This window comes from Obesumbacterium proteus (assembly GCF_001586165.1).
GTDB lineage: Bacteria > Pseudomonadota > Gammaproteobacteria > Enterobacterales > Enterobacteriaceae > Hafnia > Hafnia protea.
In genome coordinates this window covers 3,937,527-3,963,353 of the sequence record NZ_CP014608.1, presented here as the reverse complement: position 1 = coordinate 3,963,353, position 25,827 = coordinate 3,937,527, and the positions used below count along the sequence as shown (strand labels likewise).

Genomic DNA, 25,827 nt, shown 5'->3' with positions numbered 1-25,827 from the left:
AGGGTGTTTACATTATTTAGTCTTTGTTTGTATTATCCCATTTGGTTTTGAGCGTAATAAAAAAGGAGCTAACCACGGTTAGCTCCTTTTAGCTATTAGCTGCTCAATTACTAATATTACTTACATCCGGAGTTACCCGTAGTTAAGGTATTAATGGTCTTAACATCGGTCTGGCCTGCTGTGGTATCGATTTTAAAGACGGTCCAATATTGCATGTTATCAGTACTCCCTGAGGCATCTTCAATCTTAAACTCTTTCGTTGAACCATCAGACAAATAAAGCTTAACTTTTGCTCCAGTATAGGCTTTAGGATCGGGTGAGTAGCGGTTAACGGCGTAGCAATAAACGCCAGAATGCATCGTCGTTACGGTGATGGTTTCTGGCCCGTAGCCTGCTTGTGCGTCGACATCAAGATTAGCATCTGCACCTGATGGTGTTTTAGCTAGATAGTACACTTCATAGAGGGAGCTTGGATTGTCTACTTTAGGAACCCATAAATGACCGTCCATATCGCTTGGTGAGCTGTCCCAAGTCAGCACGATACGCGCAGCTTTGCCATCTAAATAAGGCGACAGAACAAAGTCTTTTTGTTGATCGGTTACCGCTTGTATATCAAGGGTTGTTTCATAAGGGCTAAAGCCGGTTGCGGTAACTTTTAGATAGTAACTCCCTTGTGGAATGCTGATGGCGTATTTGCCGTCGGAGCCACTGGTCACCGTAAATTCCGGATTTGAGTTATTCGGTGTTAACGATATCTCAATTTTGGCATTCGGGATCATGGCGTTGTTTATCGCATTTTTAGTCACTCCGTGCACGTTGACGAGTTGTTTTCTGAAGCTCACTTTTTTATCCGCATTCACCTTCGTTCCACTTCCAACCGCGGCCATTACTTGAATCTGTAAGGTTTCAGTTTTGGTGCTGGTTAGAATAATAGTGGCTTTGCCGGTGGCATCCGTGGTGCTGGTTGCCGGCAATGTAACGGCGGCGCCTTTATCCTGCGACCACGTCACGACGGTATTCGGTACCACATTGCCATGCACATCTTTGACCAATGCGGTAAAGGTGAAGTTATCCGTAGTGTTGGCTATTTTTTCGATAACGGCATCATTGAGCGTAACGGTAGAGACATTGGCTGTGGTTGCATCAGCAATGAAGGTGGTGTTGACCGTTTGGCTATGACCGTTAATCGCCGCAGTGACCTTACTGATACCCGCCGTGATGCTGGTGAGGGTCGTCGTGGCGATCCCCTGAGCATTGGTGGTGGCTGACGCCGTGGTAACTGTTGCACCGTTGTCTGCCGTAAAGCTCACGGTGACATTAGGCACTACGTTGCCGTTAGCATCGGTTATCTTAGCTTGTACCGCATTGGTGGCGAGAGCATTGGCTTTAGCGTTATTGGCTGTCACCGTGAGTGCGCCGCTGGCGACGGTCGCGGTACCGCTGTCGGCCACAAAGGTGGTATCCACGCTTTGGCTATGACCATTGACGGTTGCCGTTACTTTCGATATTCCCGCCGTGATATTGGTGAGCGTCGTGGTAGCAAGCCCCTGTGTATTGGTCGTGGCTGATGCCGTGGTGATCCGAGCGCCGTTCGCTGCCGTAAAACTCACCGTCACATTAGGCACTAAGTTACCGTTAGCATCTGTCACCTTCGCCTGCACCGTATCGGTGGCAACACCGTTAGCTTTGGCATTATTTACGGTGACCGTTAGATTGCCGCTGACCAAGGTAGAGGTGCTGCTGTCGGCTATAAAGGTGGTATCAACAGTTTGGCTGTGACCATTTATGGTCGCAGTGACTTTGGTGACTCCCGTTTTGATGTTGGTTAATGTGGTAATGGCTAATCCTTGCGCATTGGTCGAAACCGGAGTGGCAACGATCGTTGCGCCGTTGTCGGCGGTGAAGCTGACGGCGGCATTAGGAACAAGGTTTCCATTCGCATCGGTGACCTTAGCCTGAACCGTATTTTTGTCCGTACCGTTGGCCTTGGCGTTATTCACGGTGACCGTTAACGCGCCGCTGATGAGGGTAGCGGTGCCGCTGTCGGCGACAAAGTTGGTATCAACGCTTTGGCTATGCGCATTAATGGTTGCGGTGACTTTGCTCACACCGGTCTTGATATTAGTCAAGGTGGTGCTGGCTATCCCTTGCGTATTCGTCACCGCCGAGGTGTTCACGATGGCGGCACCGTTGGTGCCGACAAAGCTCACGATGGCATTAGGAACCAGATTGCCGTTGGCATCGGTCACCTTGGCTTGAACGGCGTTAGTGGCAATACCGTTGGCTTTGGCATTATCTGCCGTAACTGTTAGTGCTCCGCTAAGAATATTTGCCGTGCTGGCGTCGGCGACAAAGGTGGTGTCCACGGTTTGGCTGTGGCCATTAATGGTTGCCGTCACCTTGCTAATGCCTGCAACTTTGCTCGTTAACGTTGTGGTGGCCACACCTTGAGCGTTGGTGGTGGCTGAGGTAATGATGGTTGCGCCGTTATTGGCTGTGAAGCTAACCGCGACATTGGGCACCAGGTTGCCGTTGGCATCAGTGACCTTCGCCTGTACCGCATTGGTTGCGGCGCCGTTGGCTTTGGCATTATCAGCAGTGATCGTTAGTGCACCGTTGAGAAGGGTTGCGGTGCTGCTATCGGCAACGAAGGTGGTGTCTACGGTTTGGCTGTGGTTGTTGACGGTTGCCGTCACTTTTGCCACACCTGCTGTGGCGCTTGTGAGGTCATTGCTGGCTATTCCTTGTGCGTTGGTTGTCACTACTGAGAATGCTACACGAGCACCATTAGTGGCCGCGAACGAAACGGCCACGCCAGATACAAGGTTGCCGTTAGCATCGGTAACCTTAGCCTGAACGGTATTTTTCGCTAAAGAGTTGGCTTTGGCATTATCCGCGGTGACGGTGAGTGCGCCGCTGGTAATGGTGGCCGTACCGCTGTCGCCAACGAAGCTGGTAGCAACGGCAGAGCTGCTACCGCTGATGGTGGCGGTAACGGTACTGATACCGGCAGTTGTATTGGTGAGCGTTGTGTATGCCAGCCCGGTTGCGTCGGTAGTCGCCGATGCGGTGATAACCCTGGCACCATTGGTTGCCGTGAAGTTGACCACCATATTCGGTACCACGTTACGATGAGCGTCGGTAACCTTGGCCTGCACGCGATTCGCTGCGGTGCCGTTGGCTCTAGCATCATTATCGACAATTACAGCTAGAACGCTCGCCGTACTGCTGTCGGCGATAAAGGTGGTATTTACGGTTTGGCGAGCGGTATTAAGCACGGCAGTTACTGGTACGGTGCCTGCCGTAGTACTGGTATAAGCAGCGCTGGCTATTCCTTGCGAATTAGTTGCAATCCACTTATCCGTTATGCCAGTTCGCTGGAATGTTACGGTCACATTCGGAACGACGTTGCCATTGGCATCGGTGACCTTCGCCTGCACCACATTGGTTGCTGCACCGTTGGCTTTGGCATTATCTGCCGTGATCGTTAACGAACCGCTGAGAAGGGTTGCGGTGCTGGCGTCGGCCACAAAGGTGGTATCCACGGTTTGGCTGTGGCCGTTGATGGTTGCCGTGACCTTGGTTATTCCTGCCTTATTGTTAGCTAAATTAGTGCTAGCAACTCCCTGAGCGTTGGTTGTTCCTGATGCAGCGATAATCGTGGCATCGTTATTTGCCGTGAAGCTGACGACCACATTTGGCACGAGGTTACCGTTGGCATCGGTGACCTTGGCTTGCACGGTATTCATCGCCACGCCGTTGGCGATAGCATTATTGGCTACCACCATGAGTGCACCGGCGATGATTGTTGCCGTACCGCCGTCGGCGACAAACGTCGTATTAACGGTTTGGCTATGTCCACTGACCGTTGCGGTGACTTTACTGATCCCCGCTGTGATGTCGGTTAGGGTTGTGGTGGCTATACCTTGGTCGTTAGTGGTGGCCGATGCGGTCGTAACTCTGGCACCGTTGGTGGCGCTGAAGCTGACCGTCATATTCGGCACAAGGTTGCCACTGGCATCGGTAATTTTCGCCTGTACCGCATTGGTTGCAACACCGTCTGCCTTGGCATTATCCGCCGTGACCGTTAGCGCGCCTGCGATGATCGTTGCCGTGCCGCTGTCGGCCACAAAGGTGGTGTCCACGGTTTGGCTATGATCATTAATGGTCGCCGTGACTTTACTGATACCGGCTGTCAGGTTGGAGAGGGTAGTGGTAGCTATTCCTTGCGCATTAGTGGTGGCTGATGCCGTGGTTACCGTGGCGCCGTTGGTCGCCGTGAAGCTGATGGCCACATTTGGCACGAGGTTCCCGTTAACATCAGTGACTTTGGCCTGCACCGCATTGGTTGCTGTGCCGTTGGCTTTGGCATTGTTCGCCGTGACCGTCAATGCACCGCTGGTGATGGTTGCGGTGGTGCTGTCGGCGACAAACGTGGTATCCACCGCTTGGCGGTGCTCGTTAATGGTTGCGGTGACTTTGCTTACGCCGCTCTTGATGTTAGTCAAGGTAGTGCTGGCTATCCCTTGCGCGTTGGTGGTGACGGACGCTCTGGTGATAGTGGCACCGTTGGTGGCGCTAAAACTCACTGCGACATCAGGGATCAGGTTGCCGTTAGCGTCAGTCACTTTAGCCTGTACCGCATTGGTTGCGGTGCCGTTGGCTTTAGCGTTATCCGCTGTAACCGTGAGTGCGCCATCGATAACCGTTGCCGTACCGCTGTCGGCCACAAAGTTGGTATCAACGCTTTGACTATGACCATTAATGGTGGCCGTTACCTTGCTGATCCCCGCTTTGGTGTTGGTTAAACTGGTGTTAGCTATCCCTTGGCTGTCGGTGGTCACTGATATTGAGGTGAGCATTGCGCCGTTAGTGGCCGCGAAGCTGACCTCCACATTTGGCACCATGTTGCCGTTAGAGTCGGTAACTTTGGCCTGCACCCCATTACTCGCGAAACCGTTCGCTTTGGCATTATTTACCGTTACCGCCAGTGAACCGCTAGTGATCGTTGCGGTACTGCTGTCAGCCACAAACGTAACGTTGACGTTTTGACGGTTGCCGTTGATAGCGGCGGTAACTTTACTAAGACCTGCGGTTCGGCTGGTCAACGTGGTGCTGGCTATCCCTTGCGCATTGGTTATTGATGACGCGGTGGTTACCGTTGCGCCATTGATGGCGCTAAAGTTGACCGTCACATTAGGAACGATATTTCCGTAGGCATCGGTCACTTTGGCTTGTACCGCATTGGTTGCGGCACCGTTAGCTTTGGCGTTATCGGCCGTGATCGTCAGCGCTCCATCGATGATGGTGGCCGTTCCATCGTCGGCAGCAAAGGTGGTATTCACCGTTTGGCTCTGGCCGTTGATGGTTGCCGTTACTTTGCTAACGCCTGCGGTTAGGTTGGTCAACGTAGTTGTGGCAAGGCCTTGGGCATCGGAAGAGGCAGACGCCGTGATGACCGTGGCACCATTATCGGCGGTGAAGCTAACGGCGGCATTAGGAACGACGTTGCCATTGGCATCGGTAACCTTAGCCTGTACCGCATTCGTGGCATGTCCATCGCTCTTAGCATAATCAGAGGTAACAATCAGATTCGCTCTGGTGATGGTAGCCGTTGCGCTGTCTGCGACAAACGTGGTGTTGACGCTTTGGCTATGGCCGTTGACCGTGGCGGTGACTTTACTGATACCTGCCTTGGTGTTGGTTAACGTGGTGCTAGCAAGACCTTGAGCATTGGTGGTGCTTGAGGCGGTTACAATTGCGGCTCCGTTATTAGCCGTAAAGCTGACGGCAATATTCGGTAGCACGTTGCCGTTGGCATCGGTGACCTTAGCCTGCACCGCGTTGGTTGCGGCACCGTTGGCTTTCGCATTATCGGTGGTCACCGTGAGTGCCCCAGTGATAATCGTTGCCGTACTGCTATCTGGCACAAACGTGGTGTCTACGCTTTGGCTGTGACCATTGATGGTGGCCGTTACTTTACTGATCCCTGACTTGATGCTGGTGAGGGTAGTGCTGGCAATCCCTTGGGAATTGGTGGTCGCTGATGCTATCGCGATGCTTGCCCCGTTAGTGGCTGCGAATCTGACCACGACATTGGAGAGTACGTTGCCGTTGGCATCGGTGACCTTAGCCTCCACCGCATTGGTTGCGGTGCCGTTGGCTTTGGCATTATCAACGGTTACGGTCAGTGCGCCGCTGGCGATGGTCGCGGTGCCGTCGTCAGAGACGAAGGTTACGTTTACGTTTTGAGCGTGTCCGTTAATCGTGGCCGTCACTTTCGATATACCTGCTTTTAGGCTGGTTACGGAAGTGGTGGCGATCCCTTGGGCGTTCGTGGTGGCTGACGCGGTGGTGATGGTTGCACTGTTATTGGCCGTGAAGGCGACAGCGATATTTGGCACAACGTTGCCATTGGCATCGGTGATTTTTGCTTGAACCTTGTTGGTCGCAGAGCCATTGGCTTTGGCATTATCCGCGGTGACCGTGAGGGCGCCGTTGATAATGGTTGCCGTGCTGGTATCTGCCGCAAAGGTTGTGTTCACACTTTGGCTGTGCCCATTGACTGTGGCTGTAACTTTGCTGATCCCCGCAGTCAAGCTGGTCAATGTGGTGCTGGCGAGCCCTTGCGCATTGGTGGTAGCCGATGCAGTGACGATTGTGGCTCCGTTATTTGCCGTGAAGCTAACGACAACATTTGGCACGATATTGCCGTTAGCATCGGTCACCTTAGCTTGTACGGCATTGGTCGCGGTGCCGTTGGCTTTAGCATTATCGACAGTGACCGTGAGTGCGCCGCTGATGAGGGTTGCCGTGCCGCTGTCTGGCACAAAGGTGGTATCCACGCTTTGGTTTTGACCATTGATGGTGGCAGTGACTTTGCTGATACCGGTTCTGATGTTGGTTAACGTGGTGGTAGCGAATCCTTGGCTGTTGGTGGTGGCTGAAGCGATGATGATCGCGCCGTTGTTGGCCATGAAGCTGACTGCGACATTGGGCACAATGTTTCCGTTCGCATCGGTAACCTTAGCTTGCACCTTATTGGTTGCAGTACCGTTGGCTTTGGCATTATTGACGACCACCGTTAGCGCACCGCTGATCAGCGTTGCCGTACCGCTGTCGGCCGTAAAGGTGGTGTTCACGCTTTGGCTGTGATTGTTAATGGTGGCCGTTACTTTCGAGACGCCAGCCGTTAGGCTCGTCAACGAGGCGTTGGCGAGTCCTTGGGCGTTAGTGGTGACGGTCGATGAGATAACGGTAGCGCCATTATTGGCGGTGAAACTGACTGCGACATTCGGAACAACGTTGCCGCTGGCATCAGTCACTTTGGCCTGCACCGCATTGGTTTCATCACCGTCAGCTTTGGCATTATCCGTCGTGACGGTCAGTGCGCTGCTAGTGATAGTCGCGGTGCTGGTGTCTGCGATAAACGTTGTGTCTACGCTTTGGTGGGTATTGTTGATGGTGGCGGTGACTTTGCTGACGCCCGCCGTTTGGCTGAGCAGCGTGGTGCTGGCAATCCCCTGATCGTTAGTGAGCGCTGATGTGGTGTTAACCGTTGCACCGTGAGTGGCGCTAAAGCTAACAATCACATTTGGCACCACGTTACCGCTGGCATCTGTCACCTTCGCTTGTACCGCGTTGGTTGCGCTGCCGTTGGCTTTGGCGTTGTCAGCGGTAACCGTTAATGCACCGCTGGCAATGGTTGCCGTTCCGCTGTCGGCCACAAAGTGCGTATCAATCGATTGGCTGTGATCGTTGATGGTGGCGGTGACTTTCGCCACGCCGGTTAAGGTATTGCTCAGCGTGGTCGTCGCCAATCCATCGGCGTTGGTGGTCGCTGACGTAGTGGTGATCATCGCGCCGTGGTTAGCCGTAAAGATGACGTCCGTATTGGGTACGATGTTACCGTTAGCGTCGGTGACCTTCGCCAGTACCGTATCTGTCGCGTGTCCATCAGCCTTGGCGTTATCTATGGTGACAGTCAGATTGGCTTCAGTGATGGTCGCCGTTGAGGCATCGGCGACAAAGTTAGTGTTCACTCTTGGGCTATGGCCATTAATCGTGGCCGTGACCGCGCTGGTGCCTGAGTGGATATTGGTTAATGTGGTGCTGGCAAGCCCTTGTTCATCCGTGGTGACCGAGGCAGCAGCCACCGTGGCACCGTTGGTGGCGCTAAAACGAATGATGGCATTAGGCACTACGTTGCCATTGGTATCGGTAACCTTCGCCTGTACGGTGTTGGTGTCATGACCGTCAGCCTTGGCGTCATTGTGGGTAACTCGCAGATCGCTTTGGGTGATGGTTGCCGTTGAACTATCTGGTGTGAAGTTAGTATTCACATTTTGGCTATGGCCGTTAATCGTAGCCGTAACGATCGCATTTCCTGCAACGGTATTCGTGAGCGTTGTGGTCGCTAGACCATCCGCATCCGTTACTGCCGATGCCACGGTGACCAGCGCGCTGTGATTGGCCGTGAAGTTCACCGTTACATTAGGCACCCGGTTGCCATGTGAGTCGGTCACTTTAGCTTGAACGGAGTTCATTGCCGTGCCGTTAGCCAGTGCATTATCAGCGGTAACTCGTAGACTTCCATTGGTTATTGTTGCGGTACTGCCGTCTGCTACAAACACCGCATCTTTGGCCGTTGAACGACCGCTAACCGTGGCTGTTACTTTGAATTTTCCCGCAATATTACTGGTTACTTTCGCTTTTGCCTTACCATCCGAGCCGGTTGTACCCACTAAGGTGGTGATCGCGGCTCCTGATGCAACGGCAAAACTCACCGTCGTATTTGGAAGCAGGTTAGCGTTGGCATCAGTGACGATAACCTCTACGGCATCAATATCAACACCGTTTGCCAGTGCCCCATTTGGATTGATAGTCATATTGCTATCAACGATGATCGCCGTTGAGTTATCTGGGATGAAGCGGGTTGTGGTTTGGGCGGTATGACCAGATTCCTGAATTCGCGCGGTAACGGTATAGGTTCCAACCTTAAGGCTGGTCACCGTTGCGGTGGCGATACCATCGTCGCCGGTAACGCCTCTGACCGTCGTGATTCGGGCTCCATCGCTCACGGTGAAGCTGACGTTAACACCTGCGACCGTATTGGCATTCGCATCAGTTATTTTCGCGGTGATCAGGTTTGTGGCTACGCCGTTGGCAACGGCATCTTGAGTTGCTGTCAGATCGCCTTGGGTAATGGTTGAGGTTGATTTATCCGCAACGAAGGTCACAACCTGCGTTTTGGAACTGCCGTTGATACGTGCCGTGATCGTGCTATCACCTACGGTGAGATTCGTCACGAGGAAGGTGGCTTGCCCTTCGGCGTCAGTGACCACGGTGGAACCGCCGACCAGAGTTGCTCCATGAGAGGCGCTTAACTCAACGGTAGAGTTCGGGAGCGTGTTGCCATTACCGTCTTTGACAGTCACTTTAAGTTTATTGGTGCTTTGCCCATCGGCAAGCGCTTTGTTGTTGATGATCTCCAGCGTACTGATTTGTGCAGAAGCGGTATCGGCGACAAAGCTAACGCGGCCAGACATATTGTTGCCGTTAGTCATCGTGGCGGTAATGGTGCCTTCTTTCGCCAGTTTGCTGCGCACGTATATCGTTGCTTTTCCTTGGCTATCCGTGTTGGCCGTCAGGACTTGGCTATTAGAATCCCCGTCTTTAAATAACGTTGCAGCGGATTGGCCGTCGTTGCCTTTGAGATCGTCAATATTGAATTTGATTGCTTCCGCAACCATCGGTTGACCCTGTTCGTTAACCACGATGGCTGTTACGGTGAAATAATCTGCATTATTGGCAGGTAATGAGCCTGTAGGGGTGATAATTAATTCACTAATAACGTTTTTAGAAGGGGCGACGTTGATGGTGGTTGCTGCCGTGTTGGAATTATTGCCATTGTTGTCCACACCGACGGCTTTAATAATATATTTTTGCGCGGCATTAGCGCGCTGGTTATATACGTATGCAGGTAGTTTAACTTCAAGCTGCGTTAGTGACAGCTTGCGGAATGTCCCGCCGTTGGCTGTGAATTCAGGGGATGCGCTCCAATCAACATCCTTTAGACCGTACTTGGCTTTTGTGACGGTCAGTGGCAGGACGATAGTTTCAGCCGCTTTGGCGTTTACATTATCTGGCAGTGAAATATGCAGCAAATCCTGCTTGCGATACTGCATAACAATTTCATAGTTACGGTCGACAAATTCATACATGCTGCCCATCAGGCTGCGCAGTGAATCTACAGAGTCGGTGCTAATTTGTTGTTCCCATGGCACACCAAAACGATAGGTAACATCGAGGCCGATGAGGCTTTCATTTTTATCACCAACGGAGTGCTCACCTTTCAATGTGATCAGGGGAACAGGGGTATAATTCAGACCCACCGTCAGCGCTTTTGGATTATCTTTTAAATCATCGGGATCTGTACCGGTGCCTAAATCAATATCTTTACCGAAATATTGTTCATATTTGATGTTGGCACCCAACTGTGGGTATGACGGCAAATAGGCTTCGGCGCGGAGGTCAAAGCCATTTGCTGGGCGTTCATCGTAATCTTTCATGTCGGAGAGATGAGACTGGTGCCAGCCGGTCAGGCCATAATAACCATTAACGGCGAGCTTCAGATAATCAGTCCAAGCTTCACCACCAGCCCCTAGCCGCGCATTTTTACCAGTGTAATCATAATCGTAGAATGTATTAATGCCATACATCCAATCGCCAATATATTGGCGATAACCGAGGCCTAAGTTGGCTGTGTTTCGGTCTTCATTACCGTGCATGCCAAGCTGGGTAAATAAGAGGCTATCGTTATTTCCAATGACAGGAAGTAGCATATCGCCTGAAATTTTGCTGTCAGAGGTTACGCTGACGCGTGCGGTACCTTTTTGATTTAACCAGTCATTAATTTGCTGATTAATTAAACCTTCACCAACGCTTTTAGCATAATTAATTGATGAATTAGTAATGTTCTCACTAGAGAGAATTTGGCCCGCCTGCATCGCATTGCCAGTGATAATAGATTCGGCGGCAGGTGCTGATTCAGACTCAGAGGAAGCCGTATTATTACTTCCTAAAGACGGCAACGCGGGCGTTGAATCGGTTGGCGTTGCTTCTGATTGAGAAGAATCTACAGGCGCTGTAGGTGATGGAAAAAGTGATTGAAATCCTGGTGTCGGCGTTGATGCCGGTGTGCTCTGTTTTTCAGGTGAGCGCTGGGGCTCGGAAGGAGGGCTGGTTTTATTTGCATTGTTATCCACGATGGAGTTATCTACGACAGATTGCAGCCCAAGAATCGTCTCCTCCATATTGCTATATTCTGCGGCGCGAACAACTGAGCTGGCAGAAATTAGCAGTGGTGTAAGGAGCTGAATAAGTATCATTCCCCAGGAGGTGATTTTCATCCCCCTAGGTGAAATTATTTTTCTCATAGTGAATACCAATGTGATTTTTATAAAAATGCAAAGAACCCTGACTTTAAAATAAGGGTTCCTGCATGAATAAAGAGGTAATTAAATACCGGCGAGTTCTTTTATTTTTGCTTTAACAACAGAATAGCCAGTGTATTGAACTTTTGAGCACAGGGTATCTAGCTTCATATCAAGCGACATGGTGTAAACCTCTCTGGCATCGTTATCCATAATGTTTTTATTGACGTTCAAAAAACGATAGCCTTTGCCTATATCACCATAGTCTTTTGTATATTTCTGATACTCAGCCGCCTTAGTTTCTCGAAGGAAATTAAAATGGTCTACGCAGGTATTATTGGTCGACGCTAATGTTATACCGGTTAAACTTGCGGTACGTTTTGTAATATAGTTATCCGTTGGCGTGTTTGTATTGGTATAACCCGTTGTTGCCGCAGCTGTTTTATGATTGTTGCTGTGAGGCTTCTTGGTAGATTGTGTAGAGCAAGCGGCCAGCAGACAGATTGATCCCAAGATCAATAATTTTGATGAACTCATGTTCATATCAAATAACTCCTCAATTACATCATGATAAAATAATTAATAAGCGGCCAGGGCTGGTTACGCTTGGGCTAAAGTTGACGGTAATCGTGTTTGATTCTGATTCGTGAATTTTCCTGAAACAAATGACAGTAACGGCGTTCTTAGTGAGCAATTACTTAGGCGAGAATCAAAGTAAGATGGAAGAAATCTTGAACGGAGAAAGTAAAATAAAAAATTAATATTCCTCACGTTAAAATATAAAACTAAGCCGCCGGTATAGCGATAAAGTGTTTTATGTGAAATCTTTAACGTTCGAGCAATAAGACTAAATGACCACTCTCTATTAATCATGAGGATGATGGCCATTTTCATCGACCCAAGCTTTTCTACGCAGATAAGATCGCTACATGCTTTCACGAAGTAATGCGTTAAACTTGATCTTAATAGCCCAACAATATCTCTCATCCATGTGGATATATGGGCACGAATATCGATATGTGGTAAACGTCCAAAAACCATAGACATATCGCCGCCAGAGCAGATGAGAACCACTGACATTCTATTTGCATAGGCATCTTTTAAAATGGCATCTAAGTCTGAAATTAATTTCAAACTATCGACATCAATAAAAATGGCTTTGGTTATGATGATGTTAGCAGCAAGCTTATCGAGTACAGAAATCAAACCTAACTTCAAAAACTCGTTGTTTGTTATAATTGAAATATCATGGTGACTTGTATCATTGTTCATATCTATCTCCATATTATATCTCGCATCCATTTTTATTCAGCAGAGGAGAGGGCTTTGATTCTTAATGGAATTAAAGCTTTAGTGAGTGAATGTTTTGTTGAAATTCACATTCTATTTATATGAATTGAGAGAAAGGAAATTACTGGAGAGATGATAGACTCCTTTCTGTAATTCAAACCTCGCAATCCTTGTTAGGCTTTGTTCTATTGAAACCTATTAATTATCTGTTTTATCCATTATTCGTAATTATATATGTAATAAATAAATATGAAGCCAGTTAAAAACCAAACTGAAAATTTAGCTGCTGTCGTTGGCTCGTTCTCGTATTACTAGATGTAATAGCAAGTATTGATACCTATGCATGCCCCATGCTGATTTTTATATGGAATGTTCAGAAGCGATGCTATTGATGAATTGAATATCTTTAAAAATATTCTTTTCTCGACAGGTAAGAAGTATATCCAGTACCACTCTTTTTTAGATACTTATATTCATAACCATCAATTTTATAATGTTATGAACTGTCGGTTAGATGTCGATTAGGTTTTTATTCTTCATTTATAAGTTTATCTGTTAGATGTTTTTATACTAAGGTGAAAGGAGAATGAGGCGTGCAGACAAAAAACGGTGAGATAATGCCTGAATAATCATCAAGGCTATGCGGCGATCAAATCTTTTCTTGAATGAGTTATTTGTGTTTTATGTGTGTTCTTTATGTTTTGTTGCGGTGTGGATATTCAATCCATCGACAGCGATCAGCGTTGTGTTGACGAAATAAGGATGAATCACGGCTTGGTAATTGTCTCGATTTTGAGTGCGACGAGAATAGAATTAGGCAATCGCTATGCCCGTGCTCGCATGAGCCAGATTAAGCGTAATACTCATGTTGCGTAGACCGATATGCTCAAAAATAAGTCACTGTAATTTTGGAGTGACCTCTAATTCAATATTGCGGGTGTCAATTGGCCAAAAACGCGTATCAGGTCATTACGTCCGGTACTATTCTGTGTAAAATCAGAACCGTGTAAAATCAGAGTTAACCCAATATCGTGGAGTGCCCTGCTATGGCTGGCGTGAACAAAACGCACCTGACTGAAACGGATATCATCAGTAAATTCATCCTTCCTGCGGTGAAGGAGGCTGGTTGGGATGATTTGGCCCAGATTCGTCAGGAAGTGAAACTGCGTGATGGCAAAATTGTCGTCCGTGGCAAATTGGCCTCACGTATCAAAGTTAAGTCTGCGGATATCGTGCTGTATCATAAGCCTAACTTGCCATTGGCAGTTATCGAAGCCAAGGCTAACAAGCACGCCATCAGTAAAGGGATGCAGCAGGGACTGGACTACGCTAGCCTGCTCGATGTTCCCTTTGTCTTTGCCTCCAACGGTGATGGGTTCGTCTTCCACGATAAAACCAATCCGCAGCAGCTCGAATCCGAAATTACTCTCAGTGACTTCCCAACGCCTGAACAACTCTGGCAAAAATACTGCGTCTGGAAAGGATTCACTCAGGAGCAGCTGCCGGTTATCAGTCAGGACTATTTCGACGACGGCAGCGGAAAATCTCCTCGTTACTATCAGATGCAGGCGGTTAACCGAACGGTAGATGCCGTATCGGCTGGAAAGAATCGTATTCTACTGGTCATGGCAACCGGTACAGGCAAAACGTATACCGCATTCCAGATAATCTGGCGTCTGTGGAAAGCCAAAAACAAAAAACGCATCCTCTTCCTTGCGGACCGCAACATTCTGGTCGATCAAACTAAAAATAACGATTTTCAGCCTTTCGGTGCGGCGATGACTAAAGTGACCGGACGCACTATCGATCCGGCTTATGAGGTTCATCTGGCGCTGTACCAGGCCATTACCGGACCGGAAGAACACCAAAAAGCCTATAAGCAGGTGGCCCCAGATTTCTTTGACCTGATTGTGATTGACGAATGCCATCGTGGCAGCGCATCTGAAGATTCTGCTTGGCGGGAGATTCTGGAGTATTTCGGCAGCGCTACCCAGATAGGCCTGACGGCAACGCCAAAAGAAACGGAAGATGTCTCTAATATCGACTACTTCGGTGAGCCGGTTTACACCTATTCGCTGAAAGAGGGCATTGAAGACGGTTTCCTTGCGCCCTACAAAGTGGTGCGTGTGGATATCGATGTTGACGTGCAGGGCTGGCGACCTATTAAAGGCCAGTTAGATAAATACGGCCAAGAGATTGAAGATCGCATCTATAACCTGAAGGATTTTGACCGCACGCTGGTGATTGATGAACGCACCATGCTGGTGGCGCAGACCATCACTGATTACCTGAAACGCACTAATCCGATGGATAAAACCATCGTCTTCTGTAACGACATCGATCACGCCGATCGAATGCGCCACGCGCTGGTGGTGCTCAACCCCGAGCAGGTGTTGAAAAACGAAAAGTACGTGATGAAAATCACCGGCGATGACGATCTCGGCAAGGCGCAGCTGGATAACTTTATTAACCCAAAAAAAGCTTACCCTGTAATTGCGACAACGTCGGAGTTGATGACCACCGGCGTTGATGCGCAGACCTGTAAGCTGGTGGTGCTGGATCAAAACATTCAGTCGATGACCAAGTTTAAACAGATTATCGGACGCGGTACGCGCATCAACGAAAAGCACGGCAAACTGTGGTTCACCATTCTCGATTTTAAGAAAGCGACCGAGCTGTTTGCCGATGAGCGCTTTGATGGTGTGCCGGAAAAAGTGTTGGTGGTGAAACCTAACGACATTTCTGATGAAAAGTCTGATTTTAATGAACGGCTAGATGCGGAAGATAGCACTGATGACGGTGATAACGTTGCCAGTGTGGTTCGAGAAGACGGTGCAGAATATCAGGTTAACCATGACAAGAGCGTAGGAAACGGCGAGTTTCATGATGATGATGAAAACAAAGTCCGTAAGTTCTATGTGAACGGTGTGGACGTGAAAGTACTGGCTAAGCGCGTTCAGTATTACGACTCTGACGGTAAACTGGTGACTGAATCCTTCCAAGATTACACCCGCAAAACGATGCTCAAAGACAGCGAATACTCCTCACTGGATAGCTTCGTGCGTAAATGGCAGGATGCACCGCGCAAACAGGTCATCATCGAAGAGCTGGAGCAGTTGGGTGTTCTGTGGGAAGTCCTCGCCGAAGAGGTGGGGAAAGATCTCGACCCGTTTGATTTGCTCTGCCATGTGGTGTACGGTCAGCCGCCGCTAACCCGTCAGGAACGCGTGGCCAATGTGCGTAAGCGCAATTACTTCACCAAATACGCTGAGCCAGCACAGCAGGTACTTAACACGTTGTTGGATAAATATGCCGATGAAGGCGTGCAGGAAATTGAGGACGTTCAGGTACTTAAACTGAAGCCGTTCGATACGCTGGGGCGTCCGATAGAAATCATCAAAACCCGCTTTGGTGACAAGAAAGCATATGAGCAAGCCGTCAACGAACTGGAGAACGAAATCTACCAGCTACCGCCACGCTCAGCCTGATAACCTATAAATATATTGCCACTGGCCGCGTCTGCGACCGGTGGCATCCTTTTTTAAGTATGGAAAGAAAACATGTCGATTAGCTCAGTTATTAAATCCCTTCAGGACATTATGCGTAAAGACGCCGGTGTGGACGGTGATGCCCAGCGTCTGGGGCAGCTTTCATGGCTGCTGTTCTTGAAGATTTTTGATACCCAAGAAGAAGAACTGGAACTGGAGCAGGATGACTACCAGTTCCCGATCCCACAGCGCTATTTATGGCGTAGCTGGGCAGACAACAGCGAGGGCATCACCGGTGAGGCGTTGCTGGAATTTGTAAACGACGACCTGTTCCCGACCCTGAAAAACCTCACCGCGCCGATCGATAAGAACCCGCGTGGCTTTGTGGTCAAACAGGCGTTCAGCGATGCCTACAACTACATGAAAAACGGTACGTTGCTGCGTCAGGTGATCAACAAACTCAACGAAATTGACTTCAGCAGCAGCCAAGAACGCCACCTGTTTGGCGATATCTACGAACAGATCCTGCGCGACCTGCAAAGCGCCGGAAATGCGGGCGAGTTCTATACCCCGCGTGCCGTAACGCGTTTTATGGTCAACCGTATTGATCCAAAGCTCGGCGAGTCGATTATGGACCCTGCGTGCGGCACGGGCGGCTTTCTTGCCTGTGCGTTCGATCATGTGAAAGAGCATTACGTCAACACCACCGAAGACCACAAAACCCTGCAACAGCAGATCCACGGCGTAGAGAAAAAACAGCTTCCGCATCTGCTGTGTACCACCAATATGCTGCTGCACGGTATTGAAGTGCCGGTGCAAATCCGCCACGACAACACGCTGAATAAACCGCTCTCTTCATGGGATGAGCAGCTTGACGTGATCATCACCAACCCACCTTTTGGCGGCACCGAAGAAGACGGCATCGAGAAGAACTTCCCGGCAGAGATGCAAACCCGTGAAACTGCCGATTTGTTCCTGCAACTGATTATTGAAGTGCTGGCCGACAAAGGCCGCGCGGCGGTGGTGTTACCGGACGGTACGCTGTTTGGTGAAGGGGTAAAAACCAAAATCAAAAAGCTGCTCACCGAAGAGTGCAACCTGCACACCATCGTGCGTTTGCCGAACGGCGTGTTTAACCCGTACACCGGTATCAAAACTAATATTCTGTTCTTCACCAAAGGTCAGCCAACCAAAGACGTCTGGTTCTACGAGCACCCGTACCCGGACGGTGTGAAGAACTACAGCAAAACCAAGCCGATGAAGTTTGAAGAGTTCCAAGCGGAAATCGACTGGTGGGGTAACGAAGCCGACGGTTTTGCCAGCCGCGAAGAGAACAATCAGGCGTGGAAAGTCAGTATCGACAAGATCATCGCTCGTAACTTCAATCTTGATATCCCGAACCCTTACGAGGGTGAAAAGATAACTCATGATCCAGACGAGCTGCTGGCGCAGTACCATATTCAGCAGGCGGAAATCAGCGAGCTGCGTAACCAGCTGCGCGACATCCTCGGTGCTGCACTGGCAGGCAACAAGGGGGCGAACTGATGGCCGTTGAGAAGCTGATCACTGACCATATCGATATCTGGTCTTCTGCGCTGCAAACCCGCTCCACCGCTGGGCGCGGCAGCAACGGCAAAATCGACCTGTACGGCATTAAGAAACTGCGCGAGCTGATTCTGGAACTGGCGGTGCGCGGCAAACTGGTGCCGCAGGACCCGAATGATGAACCGGCGTCTGAGCTGTTAAAGCGCATTGCTGCCGAGAAAGCGGAGCTGGTGAAGCAGGGGAAAATTAAAAAGCAAAAGCCGTTGCCTGAGATTAGCGAGGATGAGAAGCCGTTTGAGTTGCCGAGTGGGTGGGAGTGGGTAAGAATGGATCATGTTGGTCATGATTGGGGGCAAAAAACTCCCGAAAATGATTTTACATATATTGATGTTGGATCCATTAACAAAGAATTAGGCATCGTTGCAGAGCCAACAATAATGCAAGCTCAAGATGCACCTTCTCGGGCGAGAAAAATTGTTCGTAGAAATACAGTTGTATATTCTACAGTTCGTCCTTATTTGCTAAATATTGCAGTTATAAATGACGATTTCCATCCAGAACCAATAGCCAGCACCGCATTTGCAATAGTTCACCCGTGGGAAGGCATTTCTGCAACATTCATCTATCACTACCTTCGGTCACCTGTATTTATTAACTATGTTGAAAGTTGTCAGACTGGAATTGCTTATCCTGCGATTAATGATAAACAATTTTTTGCTGGGGTAGTTGCGATTCCTCCATTAGAAGAACAACTCCGTATTGTAGATAAAGTTAATGATCTTATGTCCCTCTGCGCTCAACTGGAACAGCAATCGCTAATCAGTCTGGACGCCCATCAGCAACTGGTAGAAACCCTGCTGGCAACGCTAACCGACAGCCAAAATGCAGAAGAACTCGCCGAAAACTGGGCGCGAATTAGCCAGCATTTCGACACGTTATTTACCACTGAAGCGAGTATCGACGCGCTTAAGCAAACCATTCTGCAACTGGCGGTGATGGGGAAACTGGTGGCGCAAGATCCTAACGACGAACCGGCTTCTGAGCTGCTTAAACGTATTGAGCAGGAAAAAGCGCAACTGGTGAAAGAAGGGAAAATTAAAAAACAAAAACCGTTGCCGCCAATTAGTGATGATGAGAAACCGTTTGAGTTGCCGGAGGGGTGGGAGTGGTGTCGTTTAGGTAGTGTAATTAATATTCGCGCAGAGTTGGTGAAGCCAGAAAACTATTATGACTTCTTTCAGGTTGCGCCTGATATTATTGAAAAGGGAACTGGGAAAGTTATTTCGCAGAGAACAGTTAAGGAGTCTGGGATAAAAGGGCCAAATAGTAGGTTTTATAAAAACCAAATTGTATATTCAAAAATACGTCCGTCGCTCTCAAAAGCATTCATTGCTGAATATGATGGGTTGTGTAGCGCAGACATGTATCCTTTAGACTGTTTCCTTAATGCTGGTTATTTATTAAAGGTGATACTGTCCGAAGTATTTCTTATTCAAGTTAGGGCGGCAGAGAATCGAATAAAAATGCCAAAGTTGAACATTGAAAGTCTGTCAAACATCCTAATCCCTGTACCTCCTGCTGGGATTCAAAGTGCAGTATTTAGCAAGATAAGTCAGATGGATACATTCTGCGACACCCTCAAATCCCGCCTGCAATCCGCCCAGCAAACCCAGCTTCACTTGGCGGATGCGCTCACCGATGCAGCATTAAACTAAGAAACAGACGATACCGGTTCATTATGCTATCTGGCGTGTGGGGGGGAATCCTCCACCGCCTGTGAGCTTATAGGCTTTGTCTTTTGCAGTGGCTATCTGACGTTTACCCAAGAGTATTTTACGGGCCTTATTTTTGTTGAACAGCATAAGTACTCCCGAAGGCATCAAACGCTCGTTTATTTACGTGAAAATGGGGTGATATCGGTTGATGTCGTATAGTCAAAACTAAGGGGTTATTGCTGATAAGAAGGAGGGGATTATTGATTTCGGTAGGCTTCAGAAGAGGTTTATATGGTGTCCCCTGCAGGAATCGAATGAATATTTAAGGTATTGATAACAAACTAGATTATTGGTTAATTACTGCCGCGTACCATCACAGATACCATCAAACGTTCATGAGTAGCCCCAGTTTAAGTCCGACGAGAATAGAACACGGGAATTATTACGCTGCTGATCACACGAACCAAGTAACAGTGTAAAAGTCCTTTTGGCGCACAACAAAGCCAACAACATGCTGCAAAAAAGAGGTCGCTGCAATTTTGATGTGATCTTTGATTTCGTTTGCCGGGTGCCAATGGCTCAAAACATCGTTTCAGGTCATTACCTACCGCATCATTATGTGTAAAATCAGGGCTGACCTTTCACCGTTGAGAGCTTTGCTATGGCTGGCGTGAACAAAACCAATCTGACTGAAACGGATATCATCACCAAATTCATCCTGCCTGCGATTAAAGACGCGGGGTGGGACGTGATGACGCAGATACGTCAGGAGGTAAAACTCCGTGATGGCAAAGTAGTGGTACGCGGCAAACTGGCGGCACGCCTGACGGTGAAATCAGCCGATATTGTGCTTTACCACAAACCGGGGTTACCGCTTGCTGTTATAGAAGCAAAAGCCAATAAGCATGAGATTGGCAAAGGGATGCAGCAAGGGCTGGATTACGCGCGCTTGCTTGATGTGCCTTTTGTTTTTGCCTCCAACGGTGATGGCTTTATCTTTCACGATAAAACCAACCCTGTGCAGCTTGAGTCTGAAATCAAGCTAGAAGATTTCCCAAGCCCTGAACAGCTTTGGGATAAATACTGCGCCTGGAAAGGTTTTACTACCGAACAAATGCCCGTCATCAGCCAGGATTACTACGATGACAATTCAGGGAAATCCCCGCGCTACTATCAGTTACAGGCAATCAATAAAACCATAGAAGCCGTTTCTGCCGGACAAAAACGTGTATTACTGGTGATGGCGACCGGAACCGGGAAAACCTATACCGCTTTCCAGATTATCTGGCGTTTATGGAAAGCAAAAAACAAGAAACGCATTCTGTTCCTCGCGGACCGCAATATTCTGGTTGATCAGACCAAAACTAACGATTTCCAACCCTTTGGCAGCGCGATGACAAAAATCACCGGGCGCACCATCGACCCGGCATATGAAATCCAGTTGGCGCTGTATCAGGCCATCACCGGGCCGGAAGAACATCAGAAAGCCTTTAAACAAGTCGCGGCCGATTTCTTTGACCTGATTGTCATCGACGAATGCCACCGTGGCAGCGCGTCGGAAGACAGTGCCTGGCGTGAAATTCTCGAATACTTCAGCAGTGCCACGCAGATTGGCCTCACCGCCACGCCGAAAGAAACCGAAGAAGTCTCCAGTACCGACTACTTTGGTGAACCGGTCTATACCTATTCCCTGAAAGAAGGCATCGAAGATGGCTTCCTCGCCCCTTACAAAGTGGTGCGCGTGGATATCGACGTGGATTTGCAGGGCTGGCGTCCGACCAAAGGGCAGGTGGATAAACACGGGGAGCTGATCGAAGACCGTATTTATAACCAGAAAGATTTCGACCGCACCATGGTGATTGATGAGCGCACCCTGCTGGTGGCGCAAACCATCACCGACTATTTAAAACGCACCAATCCGATGGATAAAACTATCGTCTTTTGTAACGACATCGATCATGCCGACCGAATGCGCCGGGCACTCGTCAACCTGAACCCGGAGCAGGTGAAGAAGAACGAAAAGTATGTGATGAAAATCACCGGCGATGACGAGATCGGCAAAGGGCAACTGGATAACTTCATCAATCCTAAAAAGCCTTACCCGGTGATTGCCACTACCTCAGAGTTGATGAGCACCGGCGTGGATGCTCAAACCTGCAAGCTGGTGGTGCTGGATCAAAACATTCAGTCGATGACCAAGTTCAAGCAAATCATCGGGCGCGGCACGCGTATCAACGAAAAACACGGCAAGCTATGGTTCACCATTCTCGACTTCAAAAAAGCCACCGAACTGTTTGCCGATGAACGTTTTGACGGCGTACCGGAAAAAGTGATTCGTACCACGGCAGAAGAGATTACCGACCCGGACTCTGATTTTGACGAGCGGCTGGAAGACGACACGCCAGAGAGTGAATTGCCTGAAGTGTTTACTGGGATGGAAGAAACTCCTGCAACGTATGACCCGACATCAGGCGATGGAACTGGCGCTTTCGAAGAAGACGACGAAAACAAAATCCGCAAATTCCACGTTAACGGCGTTGCGGTAAAAGTGCTGGCGAAACGCGTTCAGTATTACGATGCAGACGGCAAACTGGTCACGGAATCCTTTCAGGATTACACCCGCAAAACGTTGCTAAAAGATAAAGACTACGCATCACTTGATGACTTCACCCGTAAATGGCAATCTGCCGACCGCAAGCAGGTGATCATTGCGGAGCTGCAAGAGCTGGGCGTGCTTTGGGATGTGTTAGCCGAAGAGGTGGGTAAAGATCTCGACCCGTTCGATTTACTTTGCCATGTGGTTTACGGCCAGCCGCCGCTCACGCGCCAGGAACGTGCCAACAACGTGCGCAAGCGTAACTATTTCACCAAATATTCCGCGCCTGCACAGAACGTGTTAAACACGCTTCTGGATAAATACGCTGACGAAGGCGTGCAGGAAATCGAAGATATTCAGGTGTTGAAGCTCAAACCGTTCGACACGCTGGGCCGCCCACTGGAAATTATCAAAAGCAGCTTTGGTAACAAGCAGGCTTACGAAGAGGCAGTGAACGAACTGGAAAACGAAATCTACCAGTTGCCACCACGCTCCGCCTGATAACCCAACGACTATTCTGCCACCTGGCGCTTACGGCTCCCGGTGGCATCATTTTTTAAAAACGGAAAGAAAACATGTCAATTAGCTCAGTCATAAAATCCCTCCAGGACATCATGCGCAAAGACGCAGGCGTGGATGGCGATGCCCAACGCTTAGGCCAGCTTTCCTGGTTGCTGTTCCTGAAAATTTTTGACACTCAAGAAGAAGAGCTGGAACTGGAGCAGGATGATTACCAGTTGCCGATCCCTAAACGTTACCTATGGCGCACCTGGGCGGCAAACAGCGAAGGAATTACCGGTGATGAGCTGCTGGAGTTTGTGAATGATGACTTGTTCCCAACCCTGAAAAGCATGATTGCGCCAATCGATAAAAACCCGCGCGGTTTTGTGGTGAAGCAAGCGTTTAGCGATGCCTACAACTACATGAAAAACGGTACGCTGTTGCGCCAGGTAATTAACAAGCTCAATGAAATTGATTTTAGCAGCAGCTCCGAGCGTCACCTGTTTGGCGACATTTATGAACAAATTCTGCGCGACCTGCAAAACGCGGGCAATGCGGGCGAGTTCTATACTCCGCGTGCGGTGACGCGCTTTATGGTCAACCGCATCGACCCGAAACTGGGTGAGTCGATTATGGACCCGGCCTGCGGTACTGGCGGTTTCCTGGCGTGTTCCTTCGACCATGTGAAAGAGCATTACGTTAAAACCACCGAAGACCATAAAACGCTGCAAAAGCAGATTTTCGGCGTCGAGAAAAAACAGCTTCCACACCTGCTGTGTACCACCAATATGTTGCTGCACGGCATTGAAGTGCCGGTACAAATCCGCCATGACAACACGCTCAACAAACCGCTTTCTTCATGGGATGAGCAGCTAGACGTGATTGTCACCAACCCACCGTTTGGCGGCACCGAAGAAGACGGTATCGAGAAGAACTTCCCGGCAGAAATGCAGACCCGCGAAACCGCCGACCTGTTCCTGCAACTGATTATCGAAGTGCTGGCCGATAAAGGCCGTGCAGCAGTGGTATTGCCAGACGGCACGCTATTTGGTGAAGGTGTTAAAACCAAAATCAAAAAGCTGCTCACCGAAGAGTGCAACCTGCACACCATCGTGCGTCTGCCAAACGGTGTGTTTAACCCGTACACCGGCATCAAAACCAATATTCTGTTCTTCACCAAAGGCCAGCCGACCAAAGAGATCTGGTTCTATGAACACCCGTACCCGGATGGCGTGAAGAACTACAGCAAAACCAAACCGATGAAGTTTGAAGAATTCCAGACCGAGATCGACTGGTGGGGCAGCGAAGCCGATGGTTTTGCCAGCCGGGTAGGGAACAACCAGGCGTGGAAAGTGAGCATCGACGACATCATTGCGCGCAACTTCAACCTCGATATCAAAAACCCGTACCAGGGCGAAACCATCAGCCACGACCCGGATGAACTGCTGGCGCAATATCAGACACAGCAGGCGGAAATCAGCGAGCTGCGTAACCAGTTGCGCGATATCCTTGGTGCCGCATTGGCGGGCAACAAGGGGGCGAACTGATGGCCGTTGAACAACTGATCACCCAGCATATCGATACCTGGACTTCCGCCCTGCAAACCCGCTCCACCGCCGGGCGCGGCAGTAACGGTAAAATCGACCTCTATGGCATTAAGAAACTGCGTGAGCTGATCCTGGAACTGGCGGTGCGTGGCAAGCTGGTGCCGCAGGACCCGACTGATGAACCGGCTTCTGAGCTGTTAAAGCGTGTTGCGGCTGAGAAAGCTGAGCTGGTGAAACAGGGAAAAATTAAAAAGCAAAAGCCGCTACCTGAAATTAGCGAGGATGAAAAGCCTTTTGAGCTGCCGGTTGGGTGGGAGTGGGTACGGTTGGGGCAGTTAGTTGAAATTTTGGATCATCAACGAAAACCAGTCACAAAAGAAGCTCGTTCATCAGGTGAATACCCATATTATGGAGCCTCTGGTATTGTTGATTATATTGATGACTACATTTTTGATGATGAATTAGTTTTGGTCGGTGAAGATGGTGCTAAATGGAATAAAGGTGATAAAACGGCATTTTGTATTTCAGGTAAAGTTTGGGTAAATAACCATGCTCATGTAATCAAACCATTCAATTCGGTTTTATTAAACGAATTTGTTTCTTGTTATCTGACTGCAGCCGATCTCTCAGAATATATAACAGGTACAACAGTTCCAAAATTGAATCAAGCTAAATTAGTTTCAATACCAGTACCGTTATCCAGCTTAAATACACAATTTAACATTTGTTCAAAAGTAAACGAACTGATGTCACTTTGCGATCAACTGGAACAGCAATCCCTGACCAGCCTGGATGCCCACTCGCAACTTGTCGAAACCCTGTTGACAACGCTGACCGCTAGCCAAAATGCAGAAGAGTTAGCTGAAAATTGGGCGCGAATTAGTCAGCATTTCGACACGCTGTTTACCACCGAAGCGAGCATTGACGCGCTTAAACAAACCATTCTGCAACTGGCAGTAATGGGTAAACTGGTACCGCAAGATCCTAATGACGAACCTGCTTCTGAACTGCTTAAACATATTGAGCAGGAAAAAGCGCAACTGGTGAAAGACGGTAAAATCAAAAAGCAAAAACCGTTGTCGCCAGTGAGTGAAGAGGAAATACCTTTTGAATTGCCCATCGGTTGGGAGTGGGTAAGGTTGGGAAGTTTATGTGAATTCGTAACAAGTGGTTCACGAGGGTGGAACCAATTTTATTCCGATGAAGGGTCAATATTTATTAGATCTCAAGATATAAAATTTGATCGTTTGGAGTTTGATAATCGAGCTTACGTTAAACTACCTTTGAATACGGAAGGAATACGAACGCGCGTTGAATTCGGCGATCTATTAATGACAATCACTGGTGGTAATGTTGCAAAAGTGGCAATTGTTGATTTAGATTTAGAAGATGCTTATGTTAGTCAACATGTTGCATTAATTAGATTGATGTATAAAGCAATAAATACATATATACACACCTGGTTAATTGGTGAGCATGGTGGTCGAAAACTTCTTTTAGATATAAGTTATGGAGCAAAGCCAGGGCTCAATTTAAAAAATATAAATGACCTGCTTATCCCCTTCGCTCCTCATAAACAGCAAGAAAAGATATTAAAGAGAGTCAATGAATTGATGTCACTGTGTGACAACCTTAACATGGTCTTGCAATCAACCCGGCAAACCCAGCTCCACCTGGCAGATGCGCTCACCGATGCAGCATTAAACTAAG

At 48.9% G+C, this 25,827-nt stretch carries 9 protein-coding genes; 6 read left to right on the top strand and 3 right to left on the bottom strand.

Annotation, left to right across the window (positions count from 1 at the left end):
• Positions 1-116: 116 nt before the first annotated feature.
• From DSM2777_RS24575 to DSM2777_RS18540, 3 genes are all read right to left on the bottom strand, one after another.
• A complete protein-coding gene (locus DSM2777_RS24575; protein WP_061554810.1) occupies positions 117-11,411 on the bottom strand; it encodes an Ig-like domain-containing protein in 11,295 nt (3,764 codons plus the stop codon).
• A gap of 108 nt (positions 11,412-11,519) precedes the next feature.
• Positions 11,520-11,978 (bottom strand): hypothetical protein, encoded by a 459-nt coding sequence (locus tag DSM2777_RS18545; RefSeq protein WP_061554809.1) that lies wholly within the window; start codon positions 11,976-11,978, stop codon positions 11,520-11,522.
• Positions 11,979-12,035: 57 nt separating this feature from the next.
• Entirely contained in the window at positions 12,036-12,707 is a 672-nt protein-coding gene (locus DSM2777_RS18540) for a hypothetical protein (RefSeq protein ID WP_237087789.1), read from the bottom strand.
• Between the two features lie 1,064 nt (positions 12,708-13,771).
• Between DSM2777_RS18540 and hsdR (DSM2777_RS18535) the strand changes: the two genes are divergently transcribed.
• The 6 genes from hsdR (DSM2777_RS18535) (at position 13,772) to DSM2777_RS18510 (ending at position 25,826) form a co-directional block, all read left to right on the top strand.
• Entirely contained in the window at positions 13,772-16,213 is a 2,442-nt protein-coding gene (gene hsdR, locus DSM2777_RS18535; protein WP_061554808.1) for an EcoAI/FtnUII family type I restriction enzme subunit R, read from the top strand.
• A gap of 72 nt (positions 16,214-16,285) precedes the next feature.
• Positions 16,286-17,758: an N-6 DNA methylase gene (locus DSM2777_RS18530; RefSeq protein ID WP_061554807.1), complete on the top strand. Its 1,473-nt coding sequence runs from the start codon at positions 16,286-16,288 to the stop codon at positions 17,756-17,758.
• Positions 17,758-19,473: a restriction endonuclease subunit S gene (locus DSM2777_RS18525; protein WP_061554806.1), complete on the top strand. Its 1,716-nt coding sequence runs from the start codon at positions 17,758-17,760 to the stop codon at positions 19,471-19,473. The genes DSM2777_RS18530 and DSM2777_RS18525 overlap by 1 nt, the downstream gene beginning before the upstream one ends.
• A 661-nt stretch (positions 19,474-20,134) precedes the next feature.
• On the top strand, positions 20,135-22,570 hold the full coding sequence (hsdR, locus tag DSM2777_RS18520) for an EcoAI/FtnUII family type I restriction enzme subunit R (RefSeq protein WP_061554805.1): 2,436 nt from the start codon (positions 20,135-20,137) through the stop codon (positions 22,568-22,570).
• Between the two features lie 74 nt (positions 22,571-22,644).
• Positions 22,645-24,117, top strand: coding sequence for an N-6 DNA methylase (locus DSM2777_RS18515; protein WP_061554804.1), 1,473 nt, complete (start codon positions 22,645-22,647; stop codon positions 24,115-24,117).
• The gene (locus DSM2777_RS18510) at positions 24,117-25,826 is read left to right on the top strand and encodes a restriction endonuclease subunit S (RefSeq protein ID WP_061554803.1); all 1,710 of its coding nucleotides are present in this window, start codon (positions 24,117-24,119) and stop codon (positions 25,824-25,826) included. The genes DSM2777_RS18515 and DSM2777_RS18510 overlap by 1 nt, the downstream gene beginning before the upstream one ends.
• Position 25,827 lies beyond the last annotated feature (1 nt).

Coding starts and splice junctions, on each gene's coding strand:
- DSM2777_RS24575 (WP_061554810.1), bottom strand. CDS start 11,411: ATGAAAATCACCTCCTGGGGAATGATACTTATTCAGCTCCTTACACCA.
- DSM2777_RS18545 (WP_061554809.1), bottom strand. CDS start 11,978: ATGAACATGAGTTCATCAAAATTATTGATCTTGGGATCAATCTGTCTG.
- DSM2777_RS18540 (WP_237087789.1), bottom strand. CDS start 12,707: ATGAACAATGATACAAGTCACCATGATATTTCAATTATAACAAACAAC.
- hsdR (WP_061554808.1), top strand. CDS start 13,772: ATGGCTGGCGTGAACAAAACGCACCTGACTGAAACGGATATCATCAGT.
- DSM2777_RS18530 (WP_061554807.1), top strand. CDS start 16,286: ATGTCGATTAGCTCAGTTATTAAATCCCTTCAGGACATTATGCGTAAA.
- DSM2777_RS18525 (WP_061554806.1), top strand. CDS start 17,758: ATGGCCGTTGAGAAGCTGATCACTGACCATATCGATATCTGGTCTTCT.
- hsdR (WP_061554805.1), top strand. CDS start 20,135: ATGGCTGGCGTGAACAAAACCAATCTGACTGAAACGGATATCATCACC.
- DSM2777_RS18515 (WP_061554804.1), top strand. CDS start 22,645: ATGTCAATTAGCTCAGTCATAAAATCCCTCCAGGACATCATGCGCAAA.
- DSM2777_RS18510 (WP_061554803.1), top strand. CDS start 24,117: ATGGCCGTTGAACAACTGATCACCCAGCATATCGATACCTGGACTTCC.